A 20,324-nucleotide genomic window follows, 5' to 3' on the forward strand; every position below is an offset into this window, starting at 1 on the left:
ATCGCCAGCAAGCCAGCTCCTGCAGTTATAGGGTAAATGGGGGTTGTTCAAATAATCACCAATTACCTTGCGCCTCTCTCGACCCTTCTCTACAATTGCGCCCCTTGCTGTGATGGCAGGCACGCATGTGTCTAGCGTCCGCAAGTCCATAAGTGTCATTCACTCCTTGTCTGACCGCTTTTGAGCGGCAGGCTACAACCCGTAAGGAGCATTCATGCGTCATTACGAAATCATCTTTTTGGTCCACCCGGATCAAAGCGAGCAAGTCGGCGGCATGGTTGAGCGTTACACCAAGCTGATCGAAGAAGACGGCGGCAAAATCCACCGTCTGGAAGATTGGGGCCGTCGTCAACTGGCCTACGCAATCAACAATGTTCACAAGGCTCACTACGTGATGCTGAACGTTGAGTGCACTGGCAAGGCCCTGGCCGAGCTGGAAGACAACTTCCGCTACAACGATGCAGTGATCCGTAACCTGGTCATCCGTCGCGAAGAAGCCGTTACCGGCCAATCCGAGATGCTCAAGGCTGAAGAAAACCGCAGTGAGCGCCGTGAGCGTCGCGACCGTCCTGAGCACGAAGGCGCTGAAAGCGCTGACAGTGATGACAGCGACAACAGCGATAACGCTGACGAGTAATCCACGGACCTTTTAAGGAGCCTATCAAATGGCACGTTTCTTCCGTCGTCGTAAATTCTGCCGCTTCACCGCTGAAGACGTGAAAGAGATCGATTACAAAGATCTCAACACTCTGAAAGCCTACGTATCCGAGACCGGCAAAATTGTTCCAAGCCGCATCACCGGTACCAAAGCTCGTTATCAGCGTCAGCTGGCCACCGCTATCAAGCGCGCCCGCTTCCTGGCCCTGCTGGCCTACACCGACAGCCACGGCCGCTGAGACCGGGCAGTCGACACGTAGCAAAGGATTGAATGTATGCGTGCCTTAGCTGAGTTCATCATGCGGGGCCGTATGCAGGCCACTCTGGTAGTGGCTGGATGCGCGGCATTGCCGTTGTTGTATTGGTTGGGTGCTGCCGCCGGATGCCTTGTGCTCCTGCGGCGCGGATTGAGGGACGCCTTGGGCGTTCTTGCTCTGGGACTGCTGCCGGCATTGGTCTGGTGGCTTAAATTCGACGACCCACGGGCACTTCTGGTGCTGCTGGGGTCTTCGGGCCTTGCGTTGGTTTTGCGCGCAAGCGAGTCCTGGAACCGCGTGCTGCTGGTCAGCATAGCGATGGGAGTGGTGTTTTCAGTGGTGCTGGGGACGGCTTTTGGTCCTCAGATCGAGATGCTGGCGCAGGCTTTGATAAAAGTCATGCCGTCGCTACTCGGTGAGGTCTACCAGAAGATGTCGGTAGACGAGCAAGCGCGTTTCGCGTCCCTGATAGCACCAATCCTGACCGGCCTGATTGCGGCCTTGTTGCAAATCGTCAGTGTGCTGAGCCTGATTATCGGGCGCTACTGGCAGGCGTTGTTGTACAACCCCGGTGGTTTCGGTCGCGAGTTTCGCGCCATCCGAATCCCGCTGGGTCCCGCGATGTTGCTGCTGGCGGGCATGGTTGTGACACCGAATTTCGGTGCCCAGATGTCCATGCTTGTGCCGTTGTGCAGCGTACCGCTGGTTTTCGCCGGGCTGGCCCTGATTCACGGGCTGGTGGCGCGAAAGCGACTGGCCAAATTCTGGCTGGTGGGGTTGTACGTCACGCTGTTGCTGTTCATGCAGCTGATCTATCCGTTGCTGGTGGTCCTGGCCATCGTCGACAGCCTGATTGATTTTCGCGGTCGTCTGGCGTCGAAAGACGCCGATAACGCGAACGGTGAAGGTTAAAAGTTAAGAGGATTTTCACATGCAACTGATCCTTCTGGAAAAAGTCACCAACCTGGGCAACCTGGGTGACAAAGTGAACGTTAAGGCTGGTTACGGTCGTAACTACCTGCTGCCTTACGGCAAAGCTACCGCCGCGACCCCAGCCAACCTGGCTGCGTTCGAAGAGCGTCGTGCTGAGCTGGAAAAAGCAGCAGCAGATCGTAAATCGTCGGCTGAAAGCCGCGCTGCCCAACTGGCTGAGCTGGAAGTGACTATCACTGCCACCGCTGGCGACGAAGGCAAGCTGTTCGGTTCGATCGGTACTCACGACATCGCTGACGCACTGACCGCCTCCGGCGTTGAAGTGCAGAAGAGCGAAGTTCGTCTGCCGAACGGCACCATCCGCAACGTAGGTGAATTCGACGTAGCCGTGCACCTGCACGCCGAAGTTGAAGCCACCGTACGCGTTGTCGTGGTAGCAGCTTAAGCAGCACTTGTCGGCTGGCACCCTCGGGTGCTTGCCGGTAACATCGGGCACGATCCTGTTTACAGGTCGTGCCCTTTGTCTTTCTGGTAACACCCGTTTTCAAACCCCTGCTTTTCCTTAAAAAACCAAGTGGCCATGAACGAAATCTCCGCTCCTGAGCAATACGATCTGCAAACCGCCGCGCTGAAAGTGCCGCCGCATTCCATCGAGGCCGAACAGGCTGTACTCGGTGGTCTGATGCTGGACAACAACGCCTGGGAACGCGTGCTCGACCAAGTCTCCGACGGCGATTTCTATCGACATGACCACCGCCTGATTTTCCGTGCGATCGCCAAACTGGCCGATCAGAACTCCCCGATCGACGTCGTGACCCTTGCCGAGCAATTGGATAAGGAAGGTCAGACTTCGCAGGTCGGTGGCCTCGGTTACCTTGGCGAACTGGCGAAGAACACGCCGTCCGTCGCCAACATCAAGGCCTATGCGCAAATCGTTCGCCAGCGAGCGACGTTGCGCCAACTGATCGGCATCAGCACCGAGATCGCCGACAGCGCTTTCAACCCGGAAGGCCGCACCGCCGAGGAAATCCTCGACGAAGCCGAGCGTCAGATCTTCGCGATTGCCGAGGCCCGCCCGAAAACCGGCGGCCCGGTAGGTGTGAATGACTTGTTGACCAAGGCCATCGACCGCATCGACACCTTGTTCAACACCGACAACGCCATCACCGGCCTGTCCACCGGTTACACCGACCTCGACGAGAAAACCAGCGGCCTGCAACCGGCCGACCTGATCATCGTCGCCGGCCGTCCATCGATGGGTAAAACCACCTTCGCCATGAACCTGGTGGAAAACGCCGTACTGCGTAGCGACAAAGCGGTGCTGGTGTATTCCCTCGAGATGCCAGGTGAATCGCTGGTCATGCGTATGCTCTCCTCGTTGGGGCGGATTGATCAGACCAAGGTGCGTTCCGGCCAACTGGAAGATGACGATTGGCCGCGTCTGACCTCGGCCGTCAACCTGCTCAACGATCGCAAGCTGTTCATCGACGATACTGCCGGCATCAGCCCGTCGGAAATGCGTGCGCGTACCCGACGTCTGGCGCGGGAACACGGTGACATCGGCCTGATCATGATCGACTACCTGCAACTGATGCAGATTCCAGGATCGGGCGGCGACAACCGAACGAACGAGATTTCTGAAATCTCGCGCTCCTTGAAAGCTCTGGCCAAGGAATTCAACTGCCCGGTGGTTGCCCTGTCCCAGCTCAACCGCTCCCTGGAGCAACGACCGAACAAGCGGCCAATCAACTCCGACCTCCGGGAATCCGGAGCGATCGAGCAGGACGCCGACGTCATCATGTTTGTGTACCGCGACGAGGTGTATCACCCCGAAACCGAGCACAAAGGCATTGCCGAAATCATCATCGGCAAACAGCGGAACGGCCCGATCGGGTTTATCCGCCTGGCCTTTATCGGTAAGTACACGCGATTCGAGAACCTGGCGCCGGGTAGCTATAACTTTGATGATGACGAATGATTTATAGCACCTGATCGGGCCCCATCGCTGGCAAGCCAGCTCCCACAGGGTTCTGTGTGATACCAAAATAGCAGGTACACCATAAATCATTGTGGGAGCTGGCTTGCCAGCGATGGGGTCACCGCAATTTCCGACCACAGCCGTCGGAATTGGTCAAAATTTGTGCTATATTCCGCGCCCGCGAAATTCAATGAAAGCCAACACCGGTTATCGACATGCAAGCAGCCAAGCCGTTATTTGACTATCCCAAGTACTGGGCCGAATGTTTCGGGCCAGCGCCATTCCTGCCAATGAGCAGGGAGGAGATGGATCAGCTTGGCTGGGATTCCTGCGACATCATCATCGTCACCGGTGATGCCTACGTCGATCACCCGTCGTTCGGCATGGCAATCATCGGCCGGCTGTTGGAGTCCCAGGGCTTCCGCGTCGGGATCATTGCCCAGCCAAACTGGCAGTCCAAAGACGACTTCATGAAGCTCGGCGAGCCGAATCTGTTCTTCGGTGTCGCGGCCGGCAACATGGACTCGATGATCAACCGCTACACCGCCGACAAGAAAATCCGTTCCGACGACGCCTACACCCCGGGTGGCCTGGCCGGAAAGCGTCCGGATCGCGCGAGCCTGGTGTACAGCCAGCGCTGCAAGGAAGCCTACAAAAACGTGCCCATCATTCTCGGTGGCATCGAAGCGTCCCTGCGCCGCATCGCTCACTACGATTACTGGCAGGACCGGGTTCGCAACTCGATCCTGATCGACGCCTGCGCCGACATCCTGCTCTACGGCAACGCCGAGCGTGCGATCGTCGAAGTCGCCCAGCGCCTGTCCTACGGCCACAAGATCGAAGACATCACCGACGTGCGCGGCACCGCGTTCATTCGTCGCGACACGCCGAAAGACTGGTACGAAGTCGATTCCACTCGCATCGACCGTCCGGGCAAGATCGACAAGATCATCAACCCGTACGTGAACACCCAGGACACCCAGGCCTGCGCCATCGAGCAGGAAAAGGGTCCGGTTGAGGATCCGCAGGAAGCCAAGGTCGTACAGATTCTGGCCAGCCCGAAGATGACCCGCGACAAGACCGTGATTCGTCTGCCGTCGGTGGAAAAAGTCCGTGGCGACGCCGTTCTGTATGCTCACGCCAACCGCGTGCTGCACTTGGAAACCAACCCGGGCAACGCCCGGGCGCTGGTGCAGAAGCATGGCGAAGTCGATGTCTGGTTCAACCCGCCACCGATTCCGATGACCACCGAAGAAATGGACTACGTGTTCGGTATGCCCTATGCGCGCATTCCGCACCCGGCGTATGGCAAGGAGAAGATCCCGGCCTACGACATGATCCGTTTCTCGGTGAACATCATGCGTGGCTGCTTCGGCGGCTGCACCTTCTGCTCGATCACCGAGCACGAAGGCCGGATCATCCAGAACCGTTCCCACGAGTCGATCATTCGCGAAATCGAAGAGATTCGTGACAAGGTCCCGGGCTTTACCGGCGTGATCTCCGACCTCGGCGGTCCGACCGCGAACATGTACCGCATTGCGTGCAAGAGCCCGGAAATCGAATCCGCGTGCCGCAAGCCATCGTGCGTGTTCCCTGGCATTTGCCCGAACCTGAACACCGACCACTCGGCGCTGATCCAGTTGTACCGCAGTGCCCGTGAATTGCCGGGTGTGAAGAAGATCCTGATTGCTTCCGGCCTGCGCTACGACCTCGCGGTCGAGTCGCCGGAGTACGTCAAGGAACTGGTGACCCACCACGTCGGTGGCTACCTGAAGATCGCCCCGGAACACACCGAGGAAGGTCCGCTCAACCAGATGATGAAACCGGGCATCGGCAGCTATGACAAGTTCAAGCGCATGTTCGAGAAGTACTCCAAGGAAGCGGGCAAAGAGCAGTACCTGATTCCGTACTTCATCGCCGCCCACCCGGGCACCACCGATGAAGACATGATGAACCTGGCCCTGTGGCTCAAGGGCAACGGTTTCCGTGCCGACCAGGTGCAGGCGTTCTACCCGTCGCCGATGGCCACCGCCACCGCGATGTACCACTCGGGCAAGAACCCGCTGCGCAAGGTGACTTACAAGTCTGACGCGGTGACCATCGTCAAGAGCGAAGAGCAGCGTCGTCTGCACAAGGCGTTCTTGCGTTATCACGACCCGAAAGGCTGGCCGATGCTGCGTGAAGCGCTGACCCGCATGGGCCGCGCCGACCTGATCGGCCCTGGCAAGAACCAGTTGATCCCGCTGCACCAGCCGTCCACCGACAGCTACCAGAGTGCCCGTCGCAAGAACTCGACGCCGGCCGGCAGCCACAAGGTTGCAGGGGAAAAGACCACCAAGATCCTGACCCAGCACACTGGCTTGCCACCGCGCGCCAGCGATGGCGGTAATCCGTGGGACAAGCGTGAACAGGCCAAGGCAGCGGCATTCGCCCGCAACCAGCAGGCGGCCAAGGATCGCAAGGATGCGGCTAAAGGCAAGGGGCCAAAGCCGACCCGCAAGCCAGTCGTGCCACGCTAAGCTGCGCTTGAGCTGAACAGAACGCCAACCTTCGGGTTGGCGTTTTGCATTTCAGGGTGAAGATCAAAAGATCGCAGCCTGCGGCAGCTCCTACAGGGAAACGCGAACTCCTGTGTAGGAGCTGCCGCAGGCTGCGATCTTTTGATCTTCGCCACATTTACGTGCAAACGATGCAAACCATTTTCCCGCCTCGCCCGATTTTGGTGCTGTACTGCCTCCAGTAACCGGAGAAAGCGCCAGCGCTGCTGGATGGCATAAGTCTTGCGCGCTTTCGAATACGCTTAGGGCTCGCAGGAGGCACGCCGTGTCGATTCATGTCGCATTGCACCACGTCACGCATTACCGCTACGACCGCGCCATCGAGCTCGGTCCGCAGATCGTTCGCCTGCGCCCGGCCGCCCACAGTCGCACGCGGATTCTGTCCTATGCGCTGAAAGTGTCGCCCGAGCAGCACTTCATCAACTGGCAACAGGACCCGCAGGGCAATTACCTGGCGCGTCTGGTGTTCCCGGAGAAAACCAGCGAGTTGCGGATCGAAGTCGATCTGTTGGCCGAAATGGCGGTGTTCAATCCATTCGACTTCTTCCTTGAACCGTACGCCGAAAAAATCCCTTTCGCCTACGCCGCAGACGAGCGCAAGGAACTGGCGCCGTACTTGGAAACCTTGCCGCTGACGCCGAAATTCAAGGCGTATCTGGACGGTATTGATCGCACGCCGTTGCCCGCTGTGGATTTCCTCGTCGCCCTCAACCAGCGCCTGAGCGAAGACATCGGCTACCTGATCCGCATGGAGCCGGGTGTGCAAACGCCCGAGCACACCCTCGAACAGGCTTCCGGCTCCTGCCGCGATTCCGCGTGGTTGCTGGTGCAACTGCTGCGCAACCTGGGTCTGGCCGCGCGATTTGTTTCCGGCTACTTGATCCAGCTGACGGCCGATGTGAAGAGCCTCGACGGACCTTCGGGTACCGAAGTCGACTTCACCGACCTGCACGCCTGGTGCGAGGTGTATTTGCCCGGCGCTGGCTGGATCGGCCTGGACGCGACGTCAGGGCTGTTTGCCGGTGAAGGACACATTCCGTTGGCCTGTAGTCCCGATCCGTCCTCAGCGGCACCCATCAGTGGCTTGGTGGAACCGTGCGAGTGCGAATTCAGCCACGAAATGTCGGTGGAGCGGATTTGGGAAGCGCCACGGGTAACCAAGCCCTACACCGAGGAGCAGTGGCTGGCGATTCAGGCGCTGGGCCGGCAGATCGATGCCGACCTTCTGGAAGGTGATGTGCGCCTGACCATGGGGGGCGAGCCGACCTTCGTGTCCATCGACGACCCGGATGGTGCCGAGTGGAATACCGCTGCATTGGGCCCGGACAAACGTCGTCTGTCCGCCGAACTGTTCCAGCGCATGCGCCAGCACTACGCACCCAAGGGCCTGGTGCATTTCGGGCAGGGCAAGTGGTACCCCGGCGAGCAATTGCCGCGCTGGTCACTCAACTGCTACTGGCGCCGCGATGGCGTGCCGATCTGGCACAACGCCGCGCTGATCGCCGACGAGCAGGAAGACTACGGCGCCAATGGCGAATTGGCTGGGCGTTTCCTGGCGAGCGTTGCCGAACGCCTGAAAATTCCAACACGTTTTGTGTTCCCGGCCTACGAAGACAATTTCTATTACCTCTGGCGCGAAGGCACTTTGCCGCAGAATGTCAGCGCTGAAGACTCGCGCCTGGAAGAACCGCTGGAGCGTGCGCGTCTGCGAAAAGTCTTCAGCCAGGGCCTGGACAAAGTGATTGGCCAAGTCCTGCCGCTGGCGCGCACCGCCAAGGGTGATCAGTGGCAGAGCGGACGCTGGTATTTGCGTGACGAGCATTGCCGACTGGTGCCGGGGGATTCGCCGCTGGGCTATCGCTTGCCGCTCGGCTCGCAGCCTTGGGTGAAGGCGGCGGAGTATCCGTTCATTCATCCGCAGGACCCGAATCAGGATTTCCCGCCACTGCCCGATACAGCACAACTTCAGAGCCAAGGCACTGCTGCCCTTATTGAGGATCGAGCTCCGAAAATCGACGAATCTGCCGACTGGCTAACCCGCACCGCGTTTTGCGCCGAGGCGCGGGAAGGTCGGTTGTACCTGTTCATGCCGCCGCTGGAGCGGGTCGAGGACTACCTGGAACTGGTCGCTGCCATCGAAGCCACTGCCGAAGAACTGCGTTGCCCGGTTCTGCTGGAAGGCTATGAACCGCCGAGCGATCCGCGTTTGAGCAACTTCCGCGTCACGCCGGATCCGGGCGTGATTGAGGTCAACGTTCAGCCGTCCGCGACGTGGGACGAGTTGGTCGAGCGCACTGAATTCCTCTACGAAGAGGCACGCCAGACGCGCCTGACCACCGAGAAATTCATGATCGACGGCCGACACACCGGCACCGGCGGAGGTAACCATTTCGTACTGGGTGGCGCGACACCGGCTGACTCACCGTTTCTGCGGCGTCCGGATTTGCTGCGCAGCCTGATCAGTTACTGGCATAACCATCCGTCGCTGTCCTATCTGTTTTCCGGATTGTTCATTGGGCCGACTTCGCAAGCGCCGCGCGTTGATGAAGCGCGCAACGATGCCTTGTATGAACTGGAAATCGCCTTCGCGCAGATGCCTGAGCCAGGCGAGGAGTGTGCGCCGTGGCTGGTCGACCGGTTGCTGCGCAATCTGTTGATCGACGTCACCGGCAACACCCACCGTGCCGAATTCTGCATCGACAAACTCTATTCGCCGGATGGCGCGACAGGTCGCCTTGGCTTGCTGGAACTGCGCGCCTTCGAAATGCCGCCCCACGCACGCATGAGCCTGGCCCAGCAGTTATTGCTGCGGGCGCTGGTGGCGCGGTTCTGGCGCGAGCCGTATGCGCCGCCAAAACTGGCGCGCTGGGGCACGGAGCTGCACGACCGCTTCCTGTTGCCGCACTTTATCGAGCAGGATTTCGCTGATGTCATCGTCGATCTCAACGCCGCCGGTTACCCGGTGCGGGCCGAGTGGTTTGCGGCGCATCTGGAATTCCGTTTTCCCAAGGTCGGTGATTACGCCGTCAGTGGCGTGGCGCTGGAACTGCGTCAGGCGCTTGAGCCGTGGCATGTGCTGGGCGAGGAGGGCGCGGTCGGTGGCACGGTGCGTTACGTGGATTCGTCGCTGGAGCGCTTGCAGGTCAAGCTCACCGGGCTGGCGCCCCAGCGTTATCTGCTGACCTGCAACGGGATCCCGGTGCCGTTGCAGCCGACAGGGCGGGTTGGCGAGTTTGTCGCGGGGGTACGTTTCCGCGCGTGGCAACCGGCCAATTGTCTGCAACCGACCATCCCGGTGCATGCGCCGCTGGTGTTCGACCTGCTCGACACCTGGATGGGCCGCTCCTTGGGCGGTTGCCAGTACCACGTAGCCCACCCGGGCGGGCGCAACTATGACAGCTTGCCGGTGAACGCCAACGAGGCTGAGAGCCGGCGAATGGCGCGTTTCTTCCGGATCGGACACACGCCTGGGAAACTTCCTATACCGATTCTGGAAATTAACGACGAGCTACCGATGACTCTCGATTTGCGACGTTTCTAAACCGTACGCGACGCTCGGATTTTTCGTATATCCGGGCGTCATGAGCCTGCGTTAGTCTGACCGTTCCTTGCTGTCTGCCGAGCTTTCCATGCCTGACCTGCTAGACCGCTACCCGCTGACAGCGGGCACCTATCATGAACTGCTCGACGACAGCGGCGCGGTACGCCCGCACTGGCGTCGATTGTTCGACCAATTGCAGCGCAGCACGCCAGCGCAACTGGTGCAGCGTCAGGCATTGTTGAGCCGGCAGATTCAGGAAAACGGCGTCACCTACAACGTCTACGCCGACCCCAAGGGCGCCGATCGCCCGTGGGAACTCGATCTGCTGCCCCATGTCATTGCGGCTGATGAATGGGAACAGTTGTCGGCGGGCATCGCCCAACGCGCTCGACTGCTCAATGCCGTGCTGGCCGACCTGTACGGGCCGCAACGCTTGATCGCTGAAGGTTTGCTGCCCGCCGAACTGGTATTTGGCCACAACAACTTCCTCTGGCCTTGTCAGGGCATCAGCCCGCCTGACGGGGCCTTCCTGCATCTATATGCCGTGGATCTGGCGCGCACCCCCGATGGTCGCTGGTGGGTGACGGCGGACCGCACGCAAGCGCCGTCCGGTGCCGGTTATGCGCTGGAAAACCGCATGATCGTGTCCCGGGCCTTCCCTGAGCTGTACCGTGACTTGAAGGTGCAGCATCTGGCCGGATTCTTCCGCACGCTTCAGGAGACGCTCGCCCGCCAGGCGCCGAGCGATGACGAAGCGCCGCTAATCGTGTTGCTGACGCCGGGACGATTCAACGAAAGCTACTTCGAACATCTCTATCTGGCGCGCCAACTCGGTTATCCCTTGGTGGAGGGCGGCGACCTTACGGTGCGCGATGCCACGGTTTACTTGAAAACCCTGAATGGCCTGCGTCGGGTCCACGCGATCATGCGCAGGCTCGACGACGACTTTTGCGATCCGCTGGAACTGCGCACTGATTCGGCCCTTGGCGTGCCGGGGCTGCTCGAAGCCGTGCGGCAGGGGCGGGTGCTGGTGGCCAATGCCCTCGGCAGCGGCGTGCTGGAGTCACCGGGTTTGCTGGGGTTCCTGCCGAGGATCAATCAGTTCCTGTTTGGTGAAGAGCTGATCCTGCCGTCCATTGCCACGTGGTGGTGCGGTGAGGCGCCGGTTTTGGCCCAAGCCCTGGAAAAACTGCCGGAATTGCTGATAAAACCAGCGTTTCCGTCCCAGAGCTTCGCTCCGGTTTTTGGCCGCGACTTGAGTGAAAAACAGCGTCAGGCGCTTGCCGAGCGCATGCAGGCGCGGCCTTACGCTTATGTTGCGCAAGAACTCGCGCAGTTGTCCCAGGCGCCAATTTGGCAAGCCGAGGACGGTCAGTTGCAACCCCGGGCCATCGGCATGCGGGTGTATGCGGTGGCCAGTCGCGACGGCTATCGAGTCCTGCCCGGTGGCCTGACCCGTGTCGCCGCCGAGGCTGATGCCGAAGTGGTGTCGATGCAGCGCGGCGGCGCAAGCAAGGACACCTGGGTGCTGGGTGACCGACCACCGAGCGGCGAACAATGGAAAGCCCAGCGCAACATTGGCGTGCATGATCTGGTTCGACGCGATCCCTATCTGCCGTCGCGGGTGGTAGAAAATCTGTATTGGTTCGGCCGTTACTGCGAGCGCTGCGATGACAGCGCGAGGTTGCTGCGGATCATGCTGGCGCGCTATGTCGACGGCGATGACCCGCAGGCGCTGGACGCTGCGGTCAATCTTGGCGAGCGGCTAAATCTGTTGCCTGAAGAAGGTGAACTGTCTGAGCGGTTATTGGCCGCAATCCTCGGCGATGACTGGCCATTCAGCCTGCGTTCCAACCTACAACGGTTGCAATGGGCGGCGTCGCAGGTGCGCGGCAAGCTCTCGCGGGAAAACTGGCAGGCGCTGGTGGAGTTGCAGCGCGAAGCGATGGAGCTGGAAACCGAAGAACCGGACTTCGGTGAGTTGCTGGACTTCCTCAATCGGTTGGTGATGTCCCTGGCGGCACTGTCCGGGTTTGCCCTGGATGACATGACCCGGGACGAAGGCTGGCGCTTTTTGATGATCGGCCGGCGGATCGAGCGTCTGCAATTCCTCAGTGGCAGTCTGGCGGCGTTCCTGCGTGGTACCGGGGCTTTCGATCAGGCTGGGTTGGAATGGCTATTGGAACTGGGCAACAGCAGCATCACTTACCGCTCGCGTTACCTCGCGGTGGCGCAATTGATCCCGGTGCTTGATCTGTTGTTGCTCGATGAACAGAACCCGCACGCGGTGCTGTTCCAGTTGAAACTGGTGACTCGTTCGCTCAAACGCCTGTGCGACGACTTTGGCGCACCTCGCGAGGCAGGCCTGCCGCAGTTGGTGGAGCGCTTGGCGCGCTTCGATCTGGGCTGCCTGGAAAATCCGTTGTTTGGCGCTGCCAGCGTGCGTGCCGCCATCGAGGGCTTGGCCGGTCTGCTGCAAGAGATTGCCGATGCCAGCGGGCAAGTCTCGGATCGTCTGGCCTTGCGACACTTCGCCCATGTCGATGATGTCAGCCAGCGCACGGTGTCCGTCTGATGAGCGCCCGATACCAGATTTTCCACGACACCCATTATCACTACGACAGCCCGGTGTCTTTGGCCCAGCAACTGGCGCACCTGTGGCCGCGCTCATGCACTTGGCAGCGCTGCACCGCTCAGCAATTGCAGATCAGCCCCGAGCCGACATCACGCCGCGATGAACTGGATGTCTTCGGCAATCCGCTGACTCGCCTGGCGTTCGAGCGTCCGCATGATGAACTGCTGGTCAACGCCAGCCTGACGATCGAAGTGTTGCCCCGACCTGTGCCGGACTTCAAATTGTCTCCGGCATGGGAAGACACTCGCAGCGCGCTGACCTATAGCAGCCAACCGCTTTCGCCCGATTTGCTCGAAGCGTGCCGTTACCGGTTCGAATCGCCTTATGTGCATTTGAAACGCAACTTCGTCGAATTTTCCGAGAGCTGCTTTCCGCCGGGCCGGCCGTTACTGCTTGGCGTTCAGGCCTTGATGGAAAAGATCTTCAGTGAATTCACCTTCGATGCCGAAGCGACGCAAGTGGCGACTCCACTGGTGGAAGTGCTGGAGCGTCGGCGCGGGGTCTGTCAGGACTTTGCGCACCTGATGCTCGCTTGTGTGCGCTCCCGTGGGCTGGCGGCGAGGTACATCAGTGGTTATCTGCTGACGCAGCCCCCACCGGGCCAGCCACGATTGATCGGCGCCGATGCGTCCCATGCCTGGGTGTCGGTGTACTGCCCGGTGCTGGGCTGGGTCGATTTCGATCCGACCAACAATGTGCAGCCGGCGTTGGAACACATCACTTTGGCCTGGGGGCGGGATTTTTCCGATGTGTCGCCGCTACGCGGGGTGATTCTGGGCGGCGGCAATCACGACCCGGAAGTCAGCGTCACCGTAATGCCATTGGAGTAACGAAGATCAACTGTAGGAGCGAGCCTGCTCGCGATGGTCGTTAACGAAAACGCGGGCAGCCTGATACCCCTTGGCGCTCTCAGGTTCATCGCGAGCAGGCTCGCTCCTACAGGGGAATGTGTGGGCATTTCAGGTTGGCCTGTAAGGGTCAGCAAAGGTACTGCTGACCCTGTACACAGATCCGGTGGGCCTGATCAGATCATCCGGCCCGGAGGGTCTCAGGCGTCGGGCGCCTGATCTTTCGGTGCATCAACATCATCTTCTGCTGCCACTTCACCATCAGGGTTCAGTGCTGCTTCTTCAGCTGTAGCTTTCTTGCGCTGAAGCTTTTCCTCTTTCTTCTGCTCCTTGGCCAAGTCACGCTGACGTTTGGCGAAGGAATAATTGGGTTTAGCCATGGGCGATCCTCTGGGGTCGAAGGTGAGGTTGAGCGGCGCGTATTCTGCCCTGTATCGGTGCCGAATCGTTAGTCGGGTTTTTGCTCGACCCATTTCGGCAGCACTGTCGGTTGCCAGCTATCAAGGGCGTCGAGCAGAATTTGCGGCGATTCGCTCACCTGCAGCATGTCACGGTGCGCGGCGCGAACGAAGCCTTCGCCGACGATGTGATCAAGAAAACCGGTGAGTTTGCTGTAAAAACCATTCACTTCCAGCAATCCCAGTGGTTTGCCGTGGTAGCCGAGCTGGCCCCAGGTCCAGACTTCGAACAGCTCTTCGAGCGTGCCCAAGCCACCGGGCAGGGCGATGAACGCGTCGCTGAGTTCGGCCATCCGCGCCTTGCGCGCGTGCATGCCGTCGACCACTTCCAGGCGAGTCAGGCCTTTGTGGCCGATTTCCTTGTCCATGAGGCTTTGCGGAATGATCCCAACCACTTCACCGCCAGCCGCCAGGGCCGCATCAGCGACGATGCCCATCAGGCCTACGGCGCCACCGCCATAAACCAGGGTCAACTGGCGTTCGGCCAACGCTTGGCCCAAGGCTACGGCCGCTTCACGATAAGCGGGGTTGGTGCCAGTGCTGGCACCACAAAATACACAAACGGATGCTAAAGACATGCCTTCCTCCATGGTCGATCAGGACCACAGAGTAAAGGCAGGCGCGCGCCGCTCCAAGGGCTAGACTTCGCGTTTGGGCGTTTCGTAGGTTCCGCTGGCGCCACAGGCGTAGGCGGCGAGCAAGCTGCACAACAGGCTATTGATGGACATGACAGACGCTCCGGCAAGTGATGATGGCCTGATCTTAGGCCCGGGCCAGACGTCTGGCTGGTAGATTCTTTCGATGGATGCCATAGCCCGAAAGTTGTATACAATTTTTGATTCAAGTCATAGGAACTTGCGAAGTTTTCAGGCAGTCTTCTGTCCATTCGCATTTCTGCTAACCCTGCCTTGGAGATTCACCATGTTTGCCAAACTTGTTGCGGTATCCCTGTTGACGCTGGCCAGCAGCCAATTGATGGCTGCAGAGTGCAAAACCACTATCGATTCCACTGATCAAATGTCCTTCAACACCAAGGCCATTGAAATCGACAAGAGCTGCAAAACCTTCACCGTCGAACTGACCCACTCCGGCAACTTGCCGAAAAACGTCATGGGCCATAACTGGGTGTTGAGCAAAGAAGCGGACATGCAGCCAATCGCTACCGACGGCCTGAGCGCCGGCATCGACAAGCAGTACCTGAAAGAAGGCGATGCCCGCGTGATCGCGCACACCAAGGTTATCGGCGCCAAGGAAACCGACTCGGTGACCTTCGATGTGTCGAAGCTTGATGCCAACGAAAAATACGGTTTCTTCTGCTCGTTCCCGGGCCACATCTCGATGATGAAAGGTACGGTTACGCTGAAGTAATCGAGCCCATAAAAAAAGCGTCCGCATTGGACGCTTTTTTTGTGCCTGGCGTTTGACCGCATCCTCGTTCATCGCCAGCAAGCCGGCTCCTACAGGTTCAGTGCCGCTTCCGTAGGAGCCGGCTTGCTGGCGATGGCGTCGGTTCAAACGCCACTTTACTCACGGCGCAAACGGCATCACACGTTTGTGGTGGGTTTTGTTGTACGTGCTGACGATGATCTTGAACGCTTCCTCGCGCACCGGCTCGCCGTGCAGGAAGGCATCGATTTCGGCATAGGTCACGCCATGGGACGCTTCGTCCGGTTTGCCCGGAGACAAGTCTTCCAGGTCAGCAGTCGGAATTTTTTCCACCAGCGATTCCGGCGCGCCGAAGCTGCGGGCGATGGCCCGGACCTGGTTTTTCACCAGCCCGCTGAGTGGTGCCAGGTCGCAGGCGCCGTCACCAAACTTGGTGAAGAAACCCATCACCGCTTCCGCCGCGTGGTCGGTTCCGATCACCAGGCCGTGGGCAGCGCCGGCGATGGTGTACTGGGCCACCATGCGCATCCGCGCCTTGGTGTTTCCGAGCACGAAGTCTACCGAGACCGCTTGCTTGCCTTCGAACGCCGCGACTTCACTGGCCAGGGATTTGACCGCCGGGCCGATGTTCACCGTGTGGCGCTCGTCCGGTGCGATGAAATCCACCGAGGCCTGGGCGTCGTGTTCGTCAAATTGAGTCTCGTACGGCAGGCGCACGGCGATGAACTTATAGCTCGTGTCACCCGTACGCTGGCGCAGTTCACGCATGGCGCGCTGGGCCAGCAGGCCTGCGGTCAGGGAGTCGACGCCACCACTGATGCCCAGCACCAGGGTCTTGAGCCCGGAATTGACCAGGCAATCCTGAATAAAAGTGATCCGGCGGGCGACTTCAGCTTCGAGGGCGGCTTCGTCGGCGAATGGCGGCTGGACCTTGAGCTGTTCAGCAATCTCACGCTGTACGGCTTGCATGAATTCACTCCTTGCTAGATGGGCTTGATGCGCTGGAAAGGGCGGCAGGTACTTGGAAAACGTGTCGCAAATAGGCGACGAAATTCGGGTCTTTGCAGTGAGTCTTGCCAGGCTCATCGGAGATCTTCGCCACCGGTTGGCCGTTGCAGGCGGTCATTTTAAGCACGATGCTCATCGGTTCGACACCCGGAATGTCACACGTCAGGTTGGTGCCGATACCGAAGCTGACATTGATCCGCCCCCGCAGCGCCCGGAATATCTCCAGGGACTTGGGCAGCGTGAGGCTGTCGGAGAAGGTCAGCGTCTTGCTCATCGGGTCGATACCGAGCCGGTGATAGTGCGCGATGGCTTTTTCAGCCCAAACCACCGGGTCGCCCGAGTCGTGGCGCAAACCGTCGAAAAGCTTGGCGAAAAACAGGTCGAAATCGCCGACAAAGGCATCCATGGTGATGCAGTCGGTCAGGGCAATCCCCAGCAGGCCACGGTATTCGCGGACCCAGCAATCGAGGGCGGCAATCTGGCTGTCGATCAGCCGCGGGCCGAGTTGCTGGTGGGCCATGATCCATTCGTGGGCCATGGTGCCCAAGGGTTTCATGTCCAGCTCGCGAGACAGATGCACGTTGCTGGTGCCGACGAAGCGCCCAGGGAAATCGTGCTTGAGCACGTTCACCACTTCTTCCTGCACACGGTACGAAAAGCGACGACGGGTGCCGAAATCGGCTACCTGCAATTCGGACAATTCGTCGCTGCTGGCGTTGGCGGTCAGCCAGTCGAACTTGCGATAGAGCTGTTCACGCGCCTGTTCCAGGACAATTTCCCGGTAGCGATAGCGGTTACGCACTTCACTGACGATCGCCAGCATCGGCACTTCGAACAGGATCACATGCAGCCACGGGCCACGCAGGCGGATGAACAATTCGCCGTTTTCGATGCCGGTCTGGACGTAGCGCAAGTTGAAACGAAACAGTCCGAGAAAACGCAGGAAATCCGGTTTCAGGAAGGTGATGCGCTCCAGAAAACTCAACTGATCGGCGCTCAGGCTCAACTCGGCCAGGCGCTCGAACTGGTAACGAATCTCCGCCAGGTACGGGCGCAGATCTTCACTGTTTCGGCAACGAAACTCCCATTCGACTTCCACGTTCGGGTAGTTGTGCAGCACCGCCTGCATCATCGTCAGTTTGTAGAAGTCGGTGTCGAGCAGGTTCTGCACGATGCGATCGGCAAACACGCTCTCGCTCATAACGGGATTCTCCACATTGAATACAGATAGTGGCGCATATCGGCGGAGGGAATTGCCAGCAATTTTTTGGACACCAGATCTCCTGTGGCGAGGGAGCTTGCTCCCGCTGGGGTGCGCAGCGCCCCTAATAACAGACGATGTGTTCGATCTGGATGAATTCGTTATCCGTTCCGCGGCTGCTTCGCACCCGAGCGGGAGCAAGCTCCCTCGCCACAGGGTTTGTGCCTGGCCACAGATTGATGTGCCGGCCTAAGGTTGTGGAGTGTCCGGACTATCAATCTGCTCCAACATCCACTTCACAAAATCCCGCACCTTTGGCACTTCCGCCGAGTGCTCCGGGTACGCCAGGTAATAGGCATCCGTACTCGGCATTGCATGCTGCCAGGGAATGACCAGTTTGCCGTCGGCCAGTTCCTCTTCCACCAGAAAGCGCGGCAACAAGGCCACGCCGCAGCCGACCTGTGCCGCGCGGATGCACATATAGAAGGTTTCGAAGCGCGGGCCGTGGTAGCTGTGTTCGGTGTGGTAGCCCTGACTGTCGAACCAGTCATGCCAGGCTTGGGGGCGGGAAGCGTTTTGCAACAGGACCAGGTCGGTGAGTTGCGTCGGGTCGGTGAATGGCGTGTCGGGCAGGCTGCCGGGGGCACAGACCGGCACCAGCTCTTCGCCGAACAGCTTCAGGCATTCGGTGCCGGGCCGAGAGCCTTGGCCGAAATAGAACGCCAGGTCGCTGCGCCCTTGCAGCAGGTCGTCGGCTTCCTGCTCGCTGCACAGGTCCAGATGAATCGACGGATGACGCAGGCGCCAGCCTTTCAGGCGCGGCACCAGCCAGCGTGCGCCGAAGGTCGGTGGCGTCGAGACGCGCAGGACTTCGGTATCGCCGCCGTAGGAACGCAGGTAATGGGTCGACATCTCGACCTGCGTGAGGATTTTTCGTACTTCGACCAGGTACAAATCCCCCGCAGGGGTCATTTGCAGGCGTCGGCGCACCCGGCGAAACAACAAGTGTTGCAACAGTTCTTCCAGTTGCGCGACCTGTTTGCTGACCGCGCTCTGGGTCAGGTTCAGCTCTTCGGCGGCCCGGGTGAAGCTCAAATGCCGGGTCACGGCTTCGAAACACTGCAACGCAGCGATCGATGGCAAATAGCGTTTGTTCAGCATGGGCGGTCCTTTGTTCTTGTCTCTTTATTGCCAGCAATGCACAGCATGAATAAACGGAATGATATCTCTCTTAAAGGTCGTTTGTTGAGTAACCTCCGGGGAGCTAAAACTACAGGCCTGATCAGCCGTGATTTTCCGGCTGCACCCGTTCCGTTTTTTGCTTGAGGAGTAACCCATGGTTGCCGCATTGCTTGATCGTCTTGGCGTGAACCCGGCCCTGTACCAGAACGGCAAAGTGCCGGTGCATTCGCCTATTGATGGCAGTCGCATCGCCGCTGTTAACTGGGAAGGCGCCGCTGAAGTCGAGCAGCACATCAGTCGCGCAGATCATGCGTTCGAGCTGTGGCGCAAGGTTCCGGCGCCGCGCCGTGGCGAACTGGTGCGTCAACTGGGCGACATCCTGCGTGAATACAAGGCCGATCTCGGCGAGCTGGTTTCCTGGGAAGCCGGCAAGATCACTCAGGAAGGCCTGGGTGAAGTTCAGGAAATGATCGACATCTGCGATTTCGCCGTCGGCCTGTCCCGCCAGTTATACGGTTTGACCATCGCCTCCGAGCGTCCTGGCCACCACATGCGCGAAACCTGGCATCCGCTGGGCGTCGTTGGTGTGATCAGCGCCTTCAACTTCCCGGTGGCAGTCTGGGCCTGGAATGCCACGTTGGCGCTGGTTTGCGGCAACCCGGTGATCTGGAAACCGTCGGAAAAAACCCCGCTGACCGCGCTGGCCTGCCAGGCACTGTTCGACCGCGTGCTGAAGAATTTCAGCGATGCGCCACCGCACCTGAGCCAAGTCATCATCGGCGGTCGCGATGCTGGCGAAGCCCTGGTCGATGATCCGCGTGTCGCGCTGGTCAGCGCCACTGGCAGCACCCGCATGGGCCGTGAAGTGGCGCCGAAAATCGCCGCACGTTTCGCCCGCAGCATTCTGGAACTGGGCGGCAACAACGCGATGATCCTCGGCCCAAGCGCCGATCTGGACATGGCCGTTCGCGCCATCCTGTTCAGCGCCGTCGGCACTGCCGGTCAGCGTTGCACCACTTTGCGTCGCTTGATTGCCCACGAATCGGTCAAGGAAGAGATTGTCACCCGCCTGAAAGCCGCGTACTCCAAAGTCCGCATCGGCCATCCGCTGGAAGGCAACCTGATCGGTCCGCTGATCGACAAGCAAAGCTTTGAGAACATGCAGGACGCCCTGGAACAGGCCCTGAGCGAAGGCGGCAAGGTGTTCGGCGGCAAGCGTCAGCTGGAAGACAAATTCCCTAACGCTTACTACGTGTCGCCGGCCATCGTTGAAATGCCGGAGCAGAGCGATGTGGTCTGCCACGAAACCTTCGCGCCGATCCTGTACGTGGTCGGTTACAGCGATTTCCAGGAAGCCCTGCGTTTGAACAATGCTGTACCGCAAGGTCTGTCCTCGTGCATCTTCACCACCGACGTGCGTGAAGCCGAGCAGTTCATGTCGGCGGTGGGCAGCGATTGCGGCATCGCCAACGTCAACATCGGCCCGAGCGGCGCGGAAATCGGCGGCGCGTTCGGCGGCGAGAAAGAAACCGGCGGCGGTCGTGAGTCCGGTTCCGATGCATGGCGCGGCTACATGCGCCGCCAGACCAACACCGTGAACTATTCGTTGGAGTTGCCGTTGGCTCAAGGGATCACGTTCGACTAAGTAATGGTGGTGGGCTTGAAAAGATCGCAGCCTTCGG

The 20,324-nt window shown here is 59.7% G+C and carries 16 protein-coding genes; 11 read left to right on the top strand and 5 right to left on the bottom strand.

Annotation, left to right across the window (positions count from 1 at the left end):
• Positions 1-214 precede the first annotated feature (214 nt).
• The 9 genes from rpsF to NL64_RS19210 all read left to right on the top strand — a co-directional run bounded on the left by rpsF (position 215) and on the right by NL64_RS19210 (position 13,389).
• A complete protein-coding gene (gene rpsF, locus NL64_RS19170) occupies positions 215-637 on the top strand; it encodes a 30S ribosomal protein S6 (RefSeq protein WP_003217491.1) in 423 nt (140 codons plus the stop codon).
• Positions 638-665: 28 nt separating this feature from the next.
• Positions 666-896 (top strand): 30S ribosomal protein S18, encoded by a 231-nt coding sequence (gene rpsR / locus NL64_RS19175; protein ID WP_002551829.1) that lies wholly within the window; start codon positions 666-668, stop codon positions 894-896.
• A 36-nt stretch (positions 897-932) separates the two neighbouring features.
• Positions 933-1,826, top strand: coding sequence for a hypothetical protein (locus NL64_RS19180; protein ID WP_034149635.1), 894 nt, complete (start codon positions 933-935; stop codon positions 1,824-1,826).
• A gap of 19 nt (positions 1,827-1,845) precedes the next feature.
• A complete protein-coding gene (gene rplI / locus NL64_RS19185) occupies positions 1,846-2,292 on the top strand; it encodes a 50S ribosomal protein L9 (RefSeq protein ID WP_034149636.1) in 447 nt (148 codons plus the stop codon).
• Positions 2,293-2,427: 135 nt separating this feature from the next.
• A complete protein-coding gene (dnaB, locus tag NL64_RS19190) occupies positions 2,428-3,825 on the top strand; it encodes a replicative DNA helicase (RefSeq protein WP_034149637.1) in 1,398 nt (465 codons plus the stop codon).
• 215 nt (positions 3,826-4,040) lie between these two features.
• Positions 4,041-6,344, top strand: coding sequence for a YgiQ family radical SAM protein (locus NL64_RS19195; protein ID WP_034149638.1), 2,304 nt, complete (start codon positions 4,041-4,043; stop codon positions 6,342-6,344).
• 304 nt (positions 6,345-6,648) lie between these two features.
• Entirely contained in the window at positions 6,649-9,924 is a 3,276-nt protein-coding gene (locus tag NL64_RS19200) for a DUF2126 domain-containing protein (RefSeq protein ID WP_034149639.1), read from the top strand.
• Positions 9,925-10,012: 88 nt separating this feature from the next.
• Positions 10,013-12,499, top strand: a complete 2,487-nt coding sequence (locus tag NL64_RS19205; protein WP_034149640.1) for a circularly permuted type 2 ATP-grasp protein — start codon at positions 10,013-10,015, stop codon at positions 12,497-12,499.
• Positions 12,499-13,389, top strand: coding sequence for a transglutaminase family protein (locus NL64_RS19210; RefSeq protein WP_034149641.1), 891 nt, complete (start codon positions 12,499-12,501; stop codon positions 13,387-13,389). Before NL64_RS19205 ends, NL64_RS19210 begins: the two co-directional genes overlap by 1 nt.
• Positions 13,390-13,607: 218 nt before the next feature.
• Here NL64_RS19210 and NL64_RS19215 read toward each other — a convergent pair whose 3' ends face one another.
• Positions 13,608-13,787 (bottom strand): hypothetical protein, encoded by a 180-nt coding sequence (locus NL64_RS19215; protein WP_034149642.1) that lies wholly within the window; start codon positions 13,785-13,787, stop codon positions 13,608-13,610.
• 68 nt (positions 13,788-13,855) lie between these two features.
• Positions 13,856-14,443, bottom strand: a complete 588-nt coding sequence (locus NL64_RS19220) for a TIGR00730 family Rossman fold protein (protein ID WP_034149643.1) — start codon at positions 14,441-14,443, stop codon at positions 13,856-13,858.
• A 343-nt stretch (positions 14,444-14,786) separates the two neighbouring features.
• Between NL64_RS19220 and azu the strand changes: the two genes are divergently transcribed.
• Entirely contained in the window at positions 14,787-15,233 is a 447-nt protein-coding gene (gene azu, locus NL64_RS19225; RefSeq protein WP_034149644.1) for an azurin, read from the top strand.
• Positions 15,234-15,392: 159 nt separating this feature from the next.
• Here the strand turns inward: azu and nadE are convergent, their stop codons facing one another.
• The 3 genes from nadE to NL64_RS19240 form a co-directional block, all read right to left on the bottom strand.
• Complete coding sequence (nadE, locus tag NL64_RS19230) at positions 15,393-16,220, bottom strand: ammonia-dependent NAD(+) synthetase (protein WP_034149645.1); 828 nt, start codon at positions 16,218-16,220, stop codon at positions 15,393-15,395.
• A 4-nt stretch (positions 16,221-16,224) separates the two neighbouring features.
• A complete protein-coding gene (gene pncB, locus NL64_RS19235; RefSeq protein ID WP_034149646.1) occupies positions 16,225-17,460 on the bottom strand; it encodes a nicotinate phosphoribosyltransferase in 1,236 nt (411 codons plus the stop codon).
• A gap of 249 nt (positions 17,461-17,709) precedes the next feature.
• Positions 17,710-18,621, bottom strand: coding sequence for a LysR family transcriptional regulator (locus NL64_RS19240; protein WP_034149647.1), 912 nt, complete (start codon positions 18,619-18,621; stop codon positions 17,710-17,712).
• 175 nt (positions 18,622-18,796) lie between these two features.
• On the opposite strand from NL64_RS19240, the gene amaB reads away from it, so the two are divergent.
• Complete coding sequence (gene amaB, locus NL64_RS19245) at positions 18,797-20,287, top strand: L-piperidine-6-carboxylate dehydrogenase (protein ID WP_034149648.1); 1,491 nt, start codon at positions 18,797-18,799, stop codon at positions 20,285-20,287.
• Positions 20,288-20,324: the final 37 nt, after the last annotated feature.

Origin of the sequence: Pseudomonas fluorescens (assembly GCF_000802965.1) — a bacterium.
Classification (GTDB): Bacteria; Pseudomonadota; Gammaproteobacteria; order Pseudomonadales; family Pseudomonadaceae; genus Aquipseudomonas; species Aquipseudomonas fluorescens_A.